This is a genomic window from Corynebacterium sp. UMB2355A (genome assembly GCF_033877495.1).
In the GTDB taxonomy this organism is placed as follows: domain Bacteria; phylum Actinomycetota; class Actinomycetes; order Mycobacteriales; family Mycobacteriaceae; genus Corynebacterium; species Corynebacterium pseudogenitalium.
This window is the reverse complement of the sequence record NZ_CP138855.1, coordinates 1,021,756-1,035,438: the sequence shown is the minus strand read 5'-3', so window position 1 is coordinate 1,035,438 and position 13,683 is coordinate 1,021,756. Positions and strand designations below refer to the sequence as shown.

Genomic DNA, 13,683 nt, shown 5'->3' with positions numbered 1-13,683 from the left:
GGCGCCGCACCAGTAGGACGAAGGCGTAGAAGAGCGCGAGCGCGCTCACCAGGCGGGTTACAAACGCCATGACCTGGAGGGATTTGAGGATGTGGACGTCGTGAAGTGCGGCGGAGGCCGCGGTGGCCTTGGACTCGTCGCTGAGCGTGTAGAGGCCCTGCAGCGGGCCGCGCGTGATGGTCCACGACTCGTCGAGGAGGCGGCCGGTGCGGCGCTCGACGTCGATGGTGCGCTCGGCGTGGTACTCGGGCACGTCGATGGTGGCGGTGTACCTGTAGGTTTCCAGGCGGCGACCCAGCCGGCGCCGAGGTAGTCGAGAGGGACGACGAGGTCCGCAAGCGGGTCGTAGAACGGGTAGGAGCGGCGCTCCGGGTTGTACGGCAGAACGTAGCCGAGTCCCTGGCGCCCGCTGGTGGGGTAGGCGGAGGCTGGGTTGACCTCAAAGGAGTCCTCGGCGATGACGGCGCCGTCGTCGCGGACGGTGGCGGACATCGTCAGCGCCTTCTTCTTCGGGTGCTCCTCCGAGGGACCCTCCGTGATGAGGAGGGTGCGGGTGAGGGCGGAGGGGCCGTCGAAAAGGAGGGTGCTTTCGGTGGGGGCGAGCACCCGCTGGTGGTTGATGATGAGCGGGGACAGGAAGTTCAGCGCCACGCACACCGCGATGATGGCGGCGCAGATGCCCAGGCGCCGTTTGCTTACAATGTCCACATCAGAAACATTAACGTACTCCCGGAACTGGCGGGCCTGCGCGGTATCGCGGCGCTCGGCATTGTGGTGACGCACGTGGCGTTCCAGACGGCCACTGACTCGCCGGTGCTCGCGCGCTTCGACTACTTCGTGGCCGTCTTCTTCGCGCTGTCGGCGTTTTTGCTGGCGCGCGGCGAGCCCCGCCCGGCGCGCGAGTACTACTGGCGTCGCGTCGCCCGCATTGTGCCTGCGTACCTAGTGTCCGTGGCGATCATCGTGGTGACGTTGCCACCGCTCGCGGGGGTGCGTGCTGGCCCGCTTCTGGCCAACCTGACGCTTACGCAGCTCTATGTTCCCGGCGGGCTTATCGACGGCCTCACCCAGCACTGGTCCCTCTGTGTCGAGGTGGCGTTCTACCTGGTCCTGCCTGCGTACCTGGTGTGCGGGCGCCGGGGCCGCGCCGTGGTGCTGGCGGTGGCGGTGGCGGCCGCCCTGGTGTGGCCGCACCTGATCCCCAGCCCGGAGCAGACGCCGGGGGAGCTGAACCTGCAGATTTGGCCGATCTCCTTTGCGCCGTGGTTCGCGGTGGGCTTGCTGTGTGCGGAGGTGGAGCGCGCCGGGCACACGTGGCGGCTGCAGGTGCCGGGGCTGCGCTGGGTGTTTCCGGCGTTGTCGTTGCCTGTCGCGTGGGCGGGCGGGGTGCTTGGGCCTGCGGGTTTGGAGCACCCGAGTGCTGCTGAGTTCAACGTCCGCGTGCTGCTCGGCGCGCTGTTCGCGGCGCTTTGGATCGTGCCGTTCGCGCTCGCGCCGCGCCTGCACGGCACCGCGCTGTGCACGCGCTCGGCGCAGCTGCTGGGCCGGTGGTCCTACTCGCTGTTTTTGTGGCACATGGCGGTGCTCTACTTCGTGTTCCCAATCTTGGGGGTAGGGCTTTTCGACGCCCACTTCGTCCCCGTCCTCACCCTGACGGTGCTGTTGAGCCTGGTGGTGAGCTATCTGTCCTACTCGTGGGTGGAGGTGCCGGGGGCGAAGGGGGTGCACCAACTCCGCGCGGGAGTTGTTAGGTAAGGCTTGCCTGGCATATTGTTATTCCGCTCTATTGGAACAATCGTAATACGGCAAGGAAACCACTGTGAACATCCTGCGTAAAGCAATGACCGGCGCCGTCGCACTGTGCGCGGCCGCCTCACTCGCCGCGTGCTCGGGCGACAGCGCCGACACCACCCCATCCGCCGAGCCGACCCCGGCGGACAAGGCGCTGACCGTCACCGACGTCACCGGCCGCGAAGTCACCTTCGACCACGCGCCGGAGCGCATCGTCCTCGGCGAGGGCCGTGGCGTCTTCGCCACCGCGCTGCTCGGCGGGGACCCCTTCGACCACGTCGTGGCCTACGGCAACGACCTGACCAAGGCCGCCCCGGCGTTCAAGGACAAGGTCTTCGAAATCAGCGAGGGCGCCATGAAGGCGCAGGAGATCGGCAACATCGGCAAGGGCGACGTCTCCCTGGAGACCCTCATGGCGCAGGAGCCGGACGTCGTCGTGATGACGCTCGACCAGAAGAAAGTCGCCGAGGAATCCGGCCTCCTGGAAAAGATGGACCAGACCGGCATGAAGTACGTCTTCACCGACTTCCGCCAGTCCCCACTCGAGCACACCGTCAGCTCCGTGCAGCTGCTCGGCGACCTGCTGGGCAAGTCGGAACGCGCCAAGGAATACGGCGAGTTCTACGAATCGAAGGTCGAAGAGATCAAGGGTCGGGTCGAAGAGGCCGTCGCAAAGGACGGAGAGAAAGACGGCCTGATCTGGTCCGCCGCGGGCTTCGTTGACTGCTGCAGTACCCCCGGCAAGGCGAACCTCGGCCAGCTGCTCACCGCCGCGGGCGGCAACAACCTGGGCGAACAGCTCATCACCGCCGACTCTAAGCAGTTCAGCGCTGAGAAGATGATCGAGCTGCAGCCCGAAAACCTCATCGTCACCGGCGGCGAGTGGGCACGCAAGCCCGACCAGCCGGACACCTTCAGCCACGTCGAGCTCGGCTACCAGTCCAGCCCGCAGCGCGCCGCCGAAACCCTGAATAACCCGCTGGGCACTCCGGGCCTGGACCTGCTGCAGGCACCGAAGCAGGGCAAGTACTTCGCCGTCTACCACCAGTTCTACGACAACCCGTACAACGTGTTCGCACTTGAGGCGTTCGCGAAGTGGCTGCACCCAGAAGCCTTCGCTGACATGGACCCGGCAAAGGACTTCGAACAGTTCCACGCCGACTGGCTGCCATTCGACTACTCCGGCGCGTTCTTCGCCCAGGCACAGCAGTAGGGGAACCATGAACCAGCAAGATCAGGCGATCCGCGCCTACCACCAGCGAGGACGACGCAAACTCATCGCGATTAGCGCGCTGCTGCTCGTCGCGTTCATCAGCTTCGTCGTTGCCACGGTGGTCGGCCCGATCAACCTCAGCGCCTCCCAGCTTCTCGACGCCCTCCTCCACCCCAACACCGCACCCGAGCAAGCCTCCGTGGTGCTGTGGGACCTGCGCCTGCCGGCCTCGGTGATGGCGCTGCTCATCGGCGCGTCCCTGGGACTTGCGGGCGGGATGATGCAAACCATCCTGGACAACCCGCTCGCGGAGCCGTTCACGCTGGGCATCTCGGCGGCGGCCGCGTTCGGCGCCGCGATGTCGATCGTGCTGGGCATCAACCTGATCGCGCACCCCCAGTTCAACCTGGCGCTCGCCGCTGCGCTGGCCGCCCTGGTGGCGGTGGCCGTCGTCGCCGCAGCAGCCGTGTGGCGCGGCGCCGCCGCCGAAACCATGATCCTGCTCGGCATCGCCCTGTCCTTCTTCTTCCAGGCGCTGCTGTCGCTCATGCAGTACGGCGCAACGCTTGAGGCGCTGCAACAGATCGTCTTCTGGACGCTCGGCTCCATGCAGCGCGCCACCTGGCTCGCCGACGGCATCATCGGCGTCCTCCTTGCCGCCGCAATCCCGTTCGTGGTGTTCAACGCCTGGCGGCTCACCGCCCTCCGACTTGGCGACGCCCGCGCCGCCTCCCTCGGCATCAACGTCTCCCGCCTGCGCGTCACCACCCTGATCGTGGCATCCCTGCTGGCAGCAGCTTCGGTGGCCTTCGCCGGTGTCATCGGCTTCATCGGACTGGTCGGCCCCCACATCGCCCGCATGTTGGTCGGGGAGGACCAGAAGTTCTACCTCCCCGCCTCCGCCGCGGCCGGCGCGCTGCTGCTCACCGCCGCGCACGCCGTCTCCATCACCGTCAAACCAGGCCTGGTGATCCCGATCGGCATCATCACGGCCATCGTCGGCGTCCCATTCTTCGTCTTCCTGATCTTCTCCCGCTACCGCAAGGCAGGCCACTAACCATGATCGTCGCCACAGACCTCAACGTTGCCTACGGACGCACCCCTATCCTCCACGACATGACCTTTCGCCTGGGCACCCCCGGCGCCGTCACCGGCCTCCTCGGCCCCAACGCCGCCGGTAAGTCCACCCTGGTCAAAACTATCGCCGGGCTCAAAACCCCCACGTCCGGCACCGTCACCACCACCTGCGAGCCCCACGACGTCGGCTACGTCCCCCAAGACCTGCTGACCAGCGCGTCGCTGACCGCGTTCGAATCCATCGTCGTCGCCGCAAAAGCCGGAGGCGCCGTCACCAACCCACTCGAGGCCACCGCCGCGATGATGGACCGCCTCGGCATCCTCCATATCTCCGACCGGATGGTCTGCCACATGTCAGGCGGCCAGCGCCAACTCGTCGGCGTCGCCCAGATGCTGGTACGCGAACCCCAACTCCTCCTTCTCGACGAACCCACCTCCGCCCTCGACCTCCACCACCAAGTCAGCCTGCTCACCATCATCCGCAACATCGTCGCCGACACCGAACGCCAAGCCGTCGTCGCAATCCACGACCTCAACCTCGCCGCCCGCTACTGCGACGAACTCCTCGTCATGAAAGCCGGCCGCGTGGTCACGCACGGCGAACCCCTCGACGTACTCACCCCCGAACTCCTCGAAGAGGTCTACGGCATCGAAGCCCGGGTCCTGTACGACCCAGTCTCCGGCGCGCCCGTCATCTGCCCTGCGTAGGGGGTGGTAGGGGGTTGATCCGTTTTGGTATGGAACTGTTCTGGGTAGGCATTCAACAAGAGTCAGCGTAGGTGGGGTGCATATGTAACTTCGATGCCAGCCCCAGAGACAGATTGTGTTGCATATCACAGTATTGAAAAAGAGTAACATGCGTGATAATATCGACACCAATGTGTTTATCTCATACGAACGCAGCCTTCATCCCTACCTCAAGGAGCTGTCATGTATCTCAACTCCCATATCAGAAAGATCTTCAACCGGGCTACAGTCCTGGCATCATCGGCTTGTCTGGCCATGGCTGTGGCGCCAGTGGCAGTCCATGCTCAGGAATCATTCATCGGAGAAGAAGCTGAAACCACGGTCGGAGTAATTAACCCGAATGATCAGTCGACTAGATCAGTTTCCTCGGAGATGACACTGGATGAGTATTGGACACTGGATCGCATGTCGAGAGCCACTCCTGTTGATGCAACCCTCGACTTGCCATTTGCGGCGGACCGAGCAACGTCAAACAGCAAAGAGGTTGTCGTTTCCCCTGAAGTGCCAGAACGAACGTGAACAAGAAGCATCAGAACCTATTGAACCGTTCTCCTCATCTCAAACGGCCAGTGAGGCGCACTCTCGAATCGGCAATTCCGGTGCTGCGAATGGAAAAGTATTTTTCTCAAAGAAAGTCAATGGCCAATATGAAGATCACGTCTGCTCCGCATCTGCCGTAAACTCAGACAACAAAAGTACCGTAATTACTGCCGGTCACTGCGTTCATAGCGGGAGCGGAGGTGAGTTTCATAAAAACTGGGTATTCGTTCCAGAATATACGATCGGTGTTGCACCCCATGGGAGATTCAAGGCCAATTTTATGACCACAACTACTGACTGGGCCAACTATGGAGCTACACCTCGTGGGTTTGCTTCTGACTTCGGGTTTGTCACTGTCAACTCAGAAAGAGGGAAACGTCTCGTCGATGCGGTTGGAGGCCATGGACTGCGCTCCGGAAATGCAGGTTCGTTCAAAGCTGACATAATTGGATATCCCCGCAAACGTTTCCTGGGTTCCGCTATGTTTCGGTGTACGGTACCGGTGAAAAACGAAAATTGGTCGTCCTTCAATTTCTACATGTCATATGGGTGCAACTTTGGCGGTGGTGCATCCGGTGGCGCATGGCTAGAAGACTTCAACGGAACTCTGGGGCATATCCGCTCCGTGAGTTCGTTTGGTCCTGAAAACGGTGCGTCGTATCTCGGTTCGCCGATCATAACCTCCAAGATTTGGGACATGTTTGATTCAACGGCGAGTCGGCCAGTGAAGTAAGGAGTGAGAATGTCTGGCATACTATCTAAATTCGGCATAAACGCAGGTTTGAATGCGCAAACTGTACATTTGGTCGGCGTTATTTTAACTGTGTTTGCGATAGTGGGAAGTACCATAGGAATAGTCTCAGCCACACCTGTCGGCGACGAACTCAGCAGTGCAATGGGGATCGTCCACAAAACTCGACAAAAACCTTTCGACCGAGAGGCGCGCAACGATCTCAAAAATGAGCGTCAAGTCAAATGGGCAGGCTATCAAGTAATTAGTCCGACAGAAATTCGAGTGTTCTTCCCCGCCGGAACCGAAACTTGCTACGGATACCGCGCGGAGACATCGGAGACCGCGACATCAGTAAAAGTTAGAGTGTACGAAGGGAATATTCCAGGATCGCCTGATAAGTGCATCCTGATCGGTTCCACGGCCTCCATGAAGGTGACGTTGCAGTCGCCACTTGGGGCTCGCTTGCTCCAGAACTGGTAGATCACCCGCCTGTTGTGTGAGAGTTTTCCGACGTTTCTTTGGCCCGTGCCCTAATGGGAACGGGCCAATTTACGGGGTGGAGCCCAATAAATCTCAGATTCACCCCTCGTACTCCGCTATCGTCATCTAGCCTGCCTAGTCCGCGGTGGGCCCATCGCACGCTTGTAATCCCACGCTTTCAGCATCGTTGGGGCGTGATGGACTGAAGACGCGGTAAAGCTATCGCCTGCAACCCGAAGAATTCAGGCTGATTCACCCTTCTGCCAAGCAACGATTGCTTCAGAAAAAGAGAGATCTGGATTCTTCTCCCGATAGCTCTTTAACTCTGCTGCCGAAGGGATTGGCAGATCAGAAGCAATAACATCATCGAGTGCTGAGCGCCGATTATGCGACCGCAACCCCCACACGCCAATCGCCGCGACTACCGTCGCAAGCAGAAACTGGCCGGAAAGAAGCCCCAGTACCGCCGCGAATAGAGCCAAATATGATCCAATGATCGTCAGTTTCTCAGACATAACGACACCTTTCGCAATATCTCGGGCGTGCTATCTACTCAAAGCACTGGTCTTTGATTCCTGCAATTTTTGTCAGCTCTGCTGTGAGCACCGACTGCGATCATTCTAGTGATTGCTGCCGCACATCGCAGAGCGCTTGTATATGGAGTGACTTTGTCGCCTTGGGAAGTAGAAGCAGCGGGATGTCCCCGACACTGCGCTGAGGAGATGGCGCGCTGTCACTCGAATTCGTTCCGGGCGAGGTGTTAAAAGTGTGCGAGGCGAGGGGCGGCCGGGTGCGCACCAAATTCCTGCATGAGGTTTGCGCGACCTGGGGGTTTGCAAACGCACTCGCGGGAAACCCGGAATCTGGTGCGAAGAAGCAGCGGTCGTGGGAACTTTCTTCGTAGACAGACGACGCGACCTGGGGAAACGTCACGTCGGTCGACCGGAACCGGCCGAAAACCCAAAATTCCCGAGCGCGGGAACTTTTTCAGCAGGCGGCCGGGCAACCAAAATCTAGTCCGGCCAGGCGAGGCAGGCCACCGCGACGCACCCGGCCACGAGCATGAGGGCGGCGTCGCCGGCGTACCCGGCGGAAGGCCAGGGCGCGCGTGCCAGCCACAGTCCCATCACGGTGATGGCGCCGGCGGCAATGTAGCGTCTGGCCAGGAGGGTAAAGCGGCGCACCGCCCAGACTCCGATGGCGCTGACGATCCCGAGTACCGGGTTGATGCACAGCGCGGCTGCCAGCGGCAACGCTGCCACCATCCTGCCGGGGATGGGGCGGGCCGGAGTGCCAACAAACCGGCGTCGACACGCGAACCACAGCAACACCAGCGCGGTGACCAGGCTGAGCGCCGCCCCGCCGAATAGGCTGAGGCGGTAGGGGCGCTCGCCTGCGAAGGAGAACGTGAGGGTGCCACCGTGGCCTGCGGGGATGCGGAAGGCGAGCTGGCCGGCGTCGATGCGTTGGGCGGTGAGGGGTTCGCCGTCGAGGCTGGCTTGGAGCCCTGGGTTGAACGCGCGGGTGGTGATGAGCAGGCGGTCCTGGTCGGCGGGCACAACTGCGCCACCAATAACCGGCTCCCAAGAAACAGCAGGCGCAGGCCCGCGCCGCAGCGTGATCGTTTCGGCGTCCGTGACCAATTCGTGGCGCCCGGCGGGCAGGAAGACGGTGTTGGTGGCGGAGGAGCCGTCGATAAGGGCGGGGGAGGAGAGGTGCCATTCGGCGTCTTCGGCGGTGGTGAAGGCGCGCTGCAGTGTGGTGGTTTCGGGCATGAGGCGTTGGAAGAAGTAGGTGTCGGCTGTGCCGGGGACGTCGACGATGCGGTGGATGCCGGCGTCGATTTCGGTGATGCCGACGGGTTCGGTGAGCGTGAGGGTGGTTTCGCCGCGTACGCTGATGGTGCGGGGTTGGTCGGCGACGAGGCTGAGCGTGCGCTCGCCGGAAGCGTCCGTGACCTGCACTTTTGTGTTGGCGGTGGCGGTGATGGTGGCGGTGTCGGCGTTGGGGGTGAAGCGTAGCCACGGGTGGGGGTCTTGGGCGGCGGGCCACCAGGCGGTGTCGTCGAGGCCGTCGAATGCGGCGGTCAGTGACCGGGAGGCGCGGGCGCCGCCGAAGGCGGTGGCGTCGGCGGCGGAGGAAGAAGCTGAAGCGCTGCCTGCCATGGCTACGCCGACGGGTGTGCCCGCAGACGGGTAGTCTGGCACCCGGTTGCGCACGTCTTTGCCCTCCGAAGCGGTGGCCAGGTGCGCGGACTGCGCGCGCTGCACGGCGCCGTAGTTGCGCACCGCCAGCGCCGGGGTATCGGTCACGATGTCCGCATCGCCGCTGGTCAGGGTGGCGGGGAAGTAGCCGAACTCGCGCCACAACAGGGGCAGGGCCTCGCCGCCGGCGTCGACGCGGACGGGGGTGGCGCTGGTCAGCATCATGTCGCGCGTGGGCTCCAGCGCATAGATATCGACGTCCCCGAAGCGCACGGTCGGCTCGCCAAGATTAGGCACGCTTGTCGACGCCACCGCCTCCTCCAAATCGTGCCGGACCACGACGACGCCCACCCCGATGGCGCGCAGCGCCTCCGAGTCCACGGCGCGCACCTGGCCGTCGAGGCCCCGGATCGCCTCCGGGTCGACGAGGGGGATGGCGTCGCGCACGGCGAAGCGCGCCTGGCTGAGTGCCTGGATTGGTTCGTCGCGCGTCCAGCCCCAGGTCTGGCGGGCGAAGGGCGCGGCGGGGACGACGAGCGTGCGGGTGGCGGCGGCGTGTTCGTCGAGCCAGCGGGCCGCCGCGACCCAATCTGCGGATGGTTCCTGCCAGGTGCCCTGCGGCAACAGGCGTAGCGACCACGCCGGGGACACCGCGACCGCCACCAGCGTGACGGCGCCGACCAGCTGTGGGGTGCGCGCCCGGGACACCACCCACCCGGCCCCCAATACCAGCGGGAGGCGGACCAGTGGGTCGAACTTGTGCAGGTTGCGGAAGGCGGCGAGGGGGGCGTCGAAAAGTGAGGGGTGGGCGTGCGCGAAACACAGCATGCCGACGCCCACCGCGAAGACCGCGACGAGCGGGCCGCGGGCGGGCATGTCGCGCCGGGCCAGCCCCGCGATGCCGAGCGCCGCAACACCAGCCGTGATCAGCACGAACACCGGCTCGGTGACCAGAAGGTGCCCGGCGGCGCGCTCGGCGTCGACGAAGGGGGTCCAGCTGGTGGTGCCGCGCAGGACCTCGATCGGGTTGAGCCACGCGGTGGTCACTGAGGCGGACTCAATAAAGTCGGTGAACGGCGGGGAGTAGCGGCCGAGCACCACGAGCGGGCCGAGCCACCACGCGTTGACCAGTACCGCCCCCACCGGCCACAGTGCGGCGGCCCGCCACTGGCGCTGCGCGCACAGCACGAGCAGGGCGGGTAGGCAGGCTGCGATGGTGGCCGTCGCGTTGACCGCGCCCATGCACGCCACCGGCAGCAGCGCAGCGGCGAGCCGCGGCCCCCGGCGCTGCTCCCCGAGCAGCGGCAGCAGCGTCCACGGCACCAATGCCACAGGCCACGCCTCCGAAGAGATGGCGGTCAGCGTGGTCAGGATGCGCGGGCTGAACGCGTAGAGCGCCCCGGCCACCGCCGGGCCCGCCACCCCGCGCATCCCCAGCCGTCTGGCCAGCGCGTACGTCCCGGAGAACGCCAACCCGACCAGTAGCGTCCACCAGCAGCGCTGCAGCACCCAGGCGGGCAGCGGCAGCAGGAAGAACGCGCCCTGGGGGAAAAGGTAGCCGTACGCCTGGTTCTGCAGCTGCCCGAGCGTGAAGCGGTCCGTGTAGGCGTGCAGCGCCTGCGCGAGGAACCCGGCAGGGTTGGTAGTGAGGTCGAACTTGGTGTCCGCGGCGATCTGCCCCGGCGCCTGCGCCCACACAATCAGCGCGATGATGACCCACGCGACCAAGTGGGGAGTGCAGCTGCGGAGTTTAGCGCGCGCCATATTCCGGGCCGCCAAGCACGGCCTCGTCTGCCGGGACGGCGTTAGACACCGGCACGGAATTCTGCCCGGAGAACGCCGCTACCCCAATCACGCCCACCACGCCGAGCACAACACCGACGACGGCGCTAGCCACAACGGAAGGCAAGGTAGTACGGTTTGACATGTGCAAAAGCGTACCAGACGTGTATGGGGGCTCGCCGCGGTGACGGCGGGGCTCGTCGTCGTGCTTGCCGGGTGCGCGCCCGAGCCGGCCCACAAGGTGGCGACGCCCGCTCCGCTCCACGAACACATCCCACTCCTGCCCACCGACACGGTGCCGATCACCGAGATCGTCCCCAAAACGCCTGCTCAGCAGCGCGTCCCGGAGGACCTGCGGGCGCGCGTCGCATCCCTGATGGTCGTCGGAGTGAAGAACTACGACCAGGCCCGCGCGGCCCTCGACCAGGGCGTCGGCGGGCTCATCATCCCCAGCTGGGCCGACCCCAAGCTTCTCGACGACCCCGGCCACGACATCAATGCGCTGCGCGAGCAGTACCCGCGCGGGTTCACCGTCGCCATCGACTTCGAGGGTGGCCGCGTCCAGCGCCACACCGACGTCCTCGGGGACTTCCCCGCGCCGGGCCGCCTCGCCGCCGGCACACCCGCGGTGATCCAGGGCACCGGCTACGACATCGGCCGTTCACTTCGCGCCCACGGCATCAACGTGGACTACGCCCCCGTCGTCGACATCGACGCCGCCGACCTGCCCATCATCGGGGACCGCGCCTTCCACCCCGACCCCGCCGAAGTCGCCCGCATCGCCGCCCTCTTCTCCCAAGGCCTTCTCGACGCCGGCGTCACCCCCACCTTCAAACACTTCCCAGGGCACGGCCGCGCCTCCGGCGACACCCACAAGAAGCTCGCCACCACGCCACCCATCGGGGACCTGCACGCCTTGGACCTGGTCCCCTACGGCGAGCTCCTGCAGCGCTTCCCGCGCGCCAGCGTCATGGTCGGCCACATGATCGTGCCCGGCCTCGGCGCCGAAGGCGTGCCCAGCAGCCTCAACCCGGAGGCCTACCGCATCCTGCGCGAAGGCGACTACCCCGGCGGCGTCCCCTTCGAAGGCGTCGCCGTCACCGACGACCTCTCCGGCATGCGCGGCATCCTCGAATACGCCCCCACGCCCGACGCGGTCCGCCTCGCCATCAGCGCAGGTGCCGACCAAGCCCTCTGGTCCACCGGTCACGACATCGCGCGGATCATCGATGGTGTCGTAGCGGGCGTCGAAAAGGGCGAAATCCCCGAGACCCGCATCAATGAGGCCGCCACCCGCGTCCAACAACAACTCATTGACGTTGGGTTATAGCCCAAACTCGATTACCCTGGGGCGGGTGAATAGGGCAACAAAGATCTTCATCGGCTTCTCCGTGGGCGTGCTCGCGGTGCTGCTGGCCATCTACCTCGCCGACCTGGCGCTCAACCGCGGCCACGTGCCACGCGGCACCACCGTCGGCGGCGTCGCCATCGGTGGACTTACCCCGCAGGAGGCAGAAGCCGAGCTCAAAGCCCAACTTGGCGACGCCCCCTCACACCCCATCACCGTCACCTCCGGGCCAGAGCGCGCCGAGGTGGTGCCGCAGCGCGCCGGGCTCGGCATCGACTACTCGGCGACGGTGGAGGCGGCCGGGCTGCAGTCCGCAAGCCCGATTGAGCGCCTCAGCGGCCTGATCCGCGAGCACGAAGTGGCCGTCGTCCCCTCGGTCGACGACGCGAAACTCGCCCCCGAAATCACCCGCCTGCAAAAAGAACTGCACCGCGACCCAATCGACGCCGCCATCACCCTCGAAGGCGGCACCGCTCGCGAACGCACCCCCGAAGACGGCCAAGACGTGCCCGCCGATGCACTGCGCACCCAGCTGACCACCCACTGGCTCAACCCCGACGGCGTCACCGTTGAGCCAAAACCAATAGCGCCGCGCATCGGCGCATCTGCCCTGAAAGAAGCGATGGACGGCCCGGTCCACCGCGCCCTCTCCGGGCCACTCACCGTCAACGGCCGCGAAGACGTCACAGCAGTGATCCCCAAGGAACGCATCGGCGAAATCCTCCACTTCGATGAGGGGCTGAAACCCGTCGTCGACTACAAAGCAGCCGGCGCCATCCTCGGCGAACAGCTCGCCGAGTCCGAGGTAGAGGCCAAGAACGCCCGCGTGCTTACCAGCGGCGGCATCGAGCCCTCCGTCGACGGCATCAACGTCGACTGGGACGCCACCTTCAAACGTTTCGACGACCGCCTCCTCCACAACACCGACCGCACCTGGGACGCCACCTACAAAGACGTCCCCGCCACCTTCACCACCGCCGACGCCGAACAAGCCACCTTCAACGAAACCGTCGGCACCTTCACCACCGGCGGCTTTTCCGGCGCCTCCGGGGAAAACATCCGCATCGTTGCCAACACCGTCAACGGCGCCATCGTCAACCCCGGCGAAACGTTCTCCCTCAACGGCTACACCGGCCCCCGTGGCACCGCCCAGGGCTACGTCGAATCCGGCATCATCATCAACGGACGAGGCGGCACCGCCGTCGGCGGTGGCATCTCCCAGTTCGCCACCACCCTCTACAACGCTGCCTACTTCGCCGGCATGACCGACGTCGCATCCACCCCGCACTCCTACTACATCTCCCGCTACCCAGCCGGGCGCGAAGCCACCGTCTACGAAGGCGCCATCGACCTCGCCTTCCGCAACGACAGCAACCACCCCGTTAAAATTGTCACCAACTACGGCGGCGGCAACATCACCGTCAGCCTCCTCGGTGTCAAGACCGTCAACGTGCAGTCCATCAACGGCGGGCGCTGGGCCTATACCCAGCCGCAACCCCGCACCGTCACCGGCCCCGACTGCGCCCCATCCGGCGGCGCCCCCGGCTTCACCACCTCCGACACCCGCGTGATCACCGACCTCGCCGGCAACGAACTCAGCCGCGAAACCACCACCACGGTCTACGACCCGCAGCCCATCGTCCGCTGCGGGTAGGTGCCTGTTCCTCGTGCGCCAAATTCCCTCCCGCGAGGCGCGCTACCTGGGCGAAATGCTGGGACGCTCGCCGAAACGCCGGAATCTGGTGCGCGTCCCGTTGCGCCAGTGACA

General features: G+C 65.0%; 13 protein-coding genes. 9 read left to right on the top strand and 4 right to left on the bottom strand.

Features of this window, described 5'->3' with window-relative positions; all coding sequences use genetic code 11:
* Window positions 1-57 precede the first annotated feature (57 nt).
* Window positions 58-783, bottom strand: coding sequence for a hypothetical protein (locus R0V12_RS04850; protein WP_320072951.1), 726 nt, complete (start codon window positions 781-783; stop codon window positions 58-60).
* Between R0V12_RS04850 and R0V12_RS04845 the strand changes: the two genes are divergently transcribed.
* The 7 genes from R0V12_RS04845 to R0V12_RS04815 all read left to right on the top strand — a co-directional run bounded on the left by R0V12_RS04845 (window position 784) and on the right by R0V12_RS04815 (window position 6,581).
* A complete protein-coding gene (locus R0V12_RS04845; RefSeq protein ID WP_256008339.1) occupies window positions 784-1,755 on the top strand; it encodes an acyltransferase family protein in 972 nt (323 codons plus the stop codon). It begins immediately after the preceding gene.
* Window positions 1,756-1,819: 64 nt separating this feature from the next.
* The gene (locus tag R0V12_RS04840; RefSeq protein WP_311475549.1) at window positions 1,820-3,004 is read left to right on the top strand and encodes an ABC transporter substrate-binding protein; all 1,185 of its coding nucleotides are present in this window, start codon (window positions 1,820-1,822) and stop codon (window positions 3,002-3,004) included.
* Window positions 3,005-3,011: 7 nt separating this feature from the next.
* Complete coding sequence (locus tag R0V12_RS04835) at window positions 3,012-4,061, top strand: FecCD family ABC transporter permease (RefSeq protein ID WP_071573041.1); 1,050 nt, start codon at window positions 3,012-3,014, stop codon at window positions 4,059-4,061.
* 2 nt (window positions 4,062-4,063) lie between these two features.
* Entirely contained in the window at window positions 4,064-4,789 is a 726-nt protein-coding gene (locus R0V12_RS04830; protein ID WP_070975618.1) for an ABC transporter ATP-binding protein, read from the top strand.
* Window positions 4,790-5,011: 222 nt separating this feature from the next.
* Window positions 5,012-5,347 carry a hypothetical protein gene (locus tag R0V12_RS04825; RefSeq protein ID WP_311475550.1) on the top strand — a complete coding sequence of 112 codons (336 nt, stop codon included), beginning with the start codon at window positions 5,012-5,014 and terminating at the stop codon, window positions 5,345-5,347.
* Window positions 5,313-6,101 carry a trypsin-like serine peptidase gene (locus tag R0V12_RS04820; protein ID WP_311475551.1) on the top strand — a complete coding sequence of 263 codons (789 nt, stop codon included), beginning with the start codon at window positions 5,313-5,315 and terminating at the stop codon, window positions 6,099-6,101. Before R0V12_RS04825 ends, R0V12_RS04820 begins: the two co-directional genes overlap by 35 nt.
* A 9-nt stretch (window positions 6,102-6,110) precedes the next feature.
* On the top strand, window positions 6,111-6,581 hold the full coding sequence (locus R0V12_RS04815) for a hypothetical protein (RefSeq protein WP_083433200.1): 471 nt from the start codon (window positions 6,111-6,113) through the stop codon (window positions 6,579-6,581).
* A gap of 242 nt (window positions 6,582-6,823) precedes the next feature.
* Here the strand turns inward: R0V12_RS04815 and R0V12_RS04810 are convergent, their stop codons facing one another.
* From R0V12_RS04810 to R0V12_RS04800, 3 genes are all read right to left on the bottom strand, one after another.
* Window positions 6,824-7,096 (bottom strand): hypothetical protein, encoded by a 273-nt coding sequence (locus tag R0V12_RS04810; protein ID WP_070361796.1) that lies wholly within the window; start codon window positions 7,094-7,096, stop codon window positions 6,824-6,826.
* A 498-nt stretch (window positions 7,097-7,594) separates the two neighbouring features.
* Window positions 7,595-10,513: an alpha-(1->3)-arabinofuranosyltransferase domain-containing protein gene (locus R0V12_RS04805; RefSeq protein WP_320072950.1), complete on the bottom strand. Its 2,919-nt coding sequence runs from the start codon at window positions 10,511-10,513 to the stop codon at window positions 7,595-7,597.
* Between the two features lie 22 nt (window positions 10,514-10,535).
* Window positions 10,536-10,712, bottom strand: coding sequence for a DUF2613 family protein (locus R0V12_RS04800; protein ID WP_071565697.1), 177 nt, complete (start codon window positions 10,710-10,712; stop codon window positions 10,536-10,538).
* Here R0V12_RS04800 and R0V12_RS04795 point away from each other — a divergent pair, their 5' ends adjacent.
* Window positions 10,713-11,897, top strand: coding sequence for a glycoside hydrolase family 3 N-terminal domain-containing protein (locus tag R0V12_RS04795; protein WP_320072949.1), 1,185 nt, complete (start codon window positions 10,713-10,715; stop codon window positions 11,895-11,897).
* Window positions 11,848-13,569, top strand: a complete 1,722-nt coding sequence (locus R0V12_RS04790; protein WP_399526509.1) for a VanW family protein — start codon at window positions 11,848-11,850, stop codon at window positions 13,567-13,569. Before R0V12_RS04795 ends, R0V12_RS04790 begins: the two co-directional genes overlap by 50 nt.
* Window positions 13,570-13,683 lie beyond the last annotated feature (114 nt).

Coding starts and splice junctions, on each gene's coding strand:
- R0V12_RS04835 (WP_071573041.1), top strand. CDS start 3,012: ATGAACCAGCAAGATCAGGCGATCCGCGCCTACCACCAGCGAGGACGA.
- R0V12_RS04830 (WP_070975618.1), top strand. CDS start 4,064: ATGATCGTCGCCACAGACCTCAACGTTGCCTACGGACGCACCCCTATC.
- R0V12_RS04800 (WP_071565697.1), bottom strand. CDS start 10,712: ATGTCAAACCGTACTACCTTGCCTTCCGTTGTGGCTAGCGCCGTCGTC.
- R0V12_RS04810 (WP_070361796.1), bottom strand. CDS start 7,096: ATGTCTGAGAAACTGACGATCATTGGATCATATTTGGCTCTATTCGCG.
- R0V12_RS04790 (WP_399526509.1), top strand. CDS start 11,848: ATGAGGCCGCCACCCGCGTCCAACAACAACTCATTGACGTTGGGTTAT.
- R0V12_RS04815 (WP_083433200.1), top strand. CDS start 6,111: ATGTCTGGCATACTATCTAAATTCGGCATAAACGCAGGTTTGAATGCG.
- R0V12_RS04825 (WP_311475550.1), top strand. CDS start 5,012: ATGTATCTCAACTCCCATATCAGAAAGATCTTCAACCGGGCTACAGTC.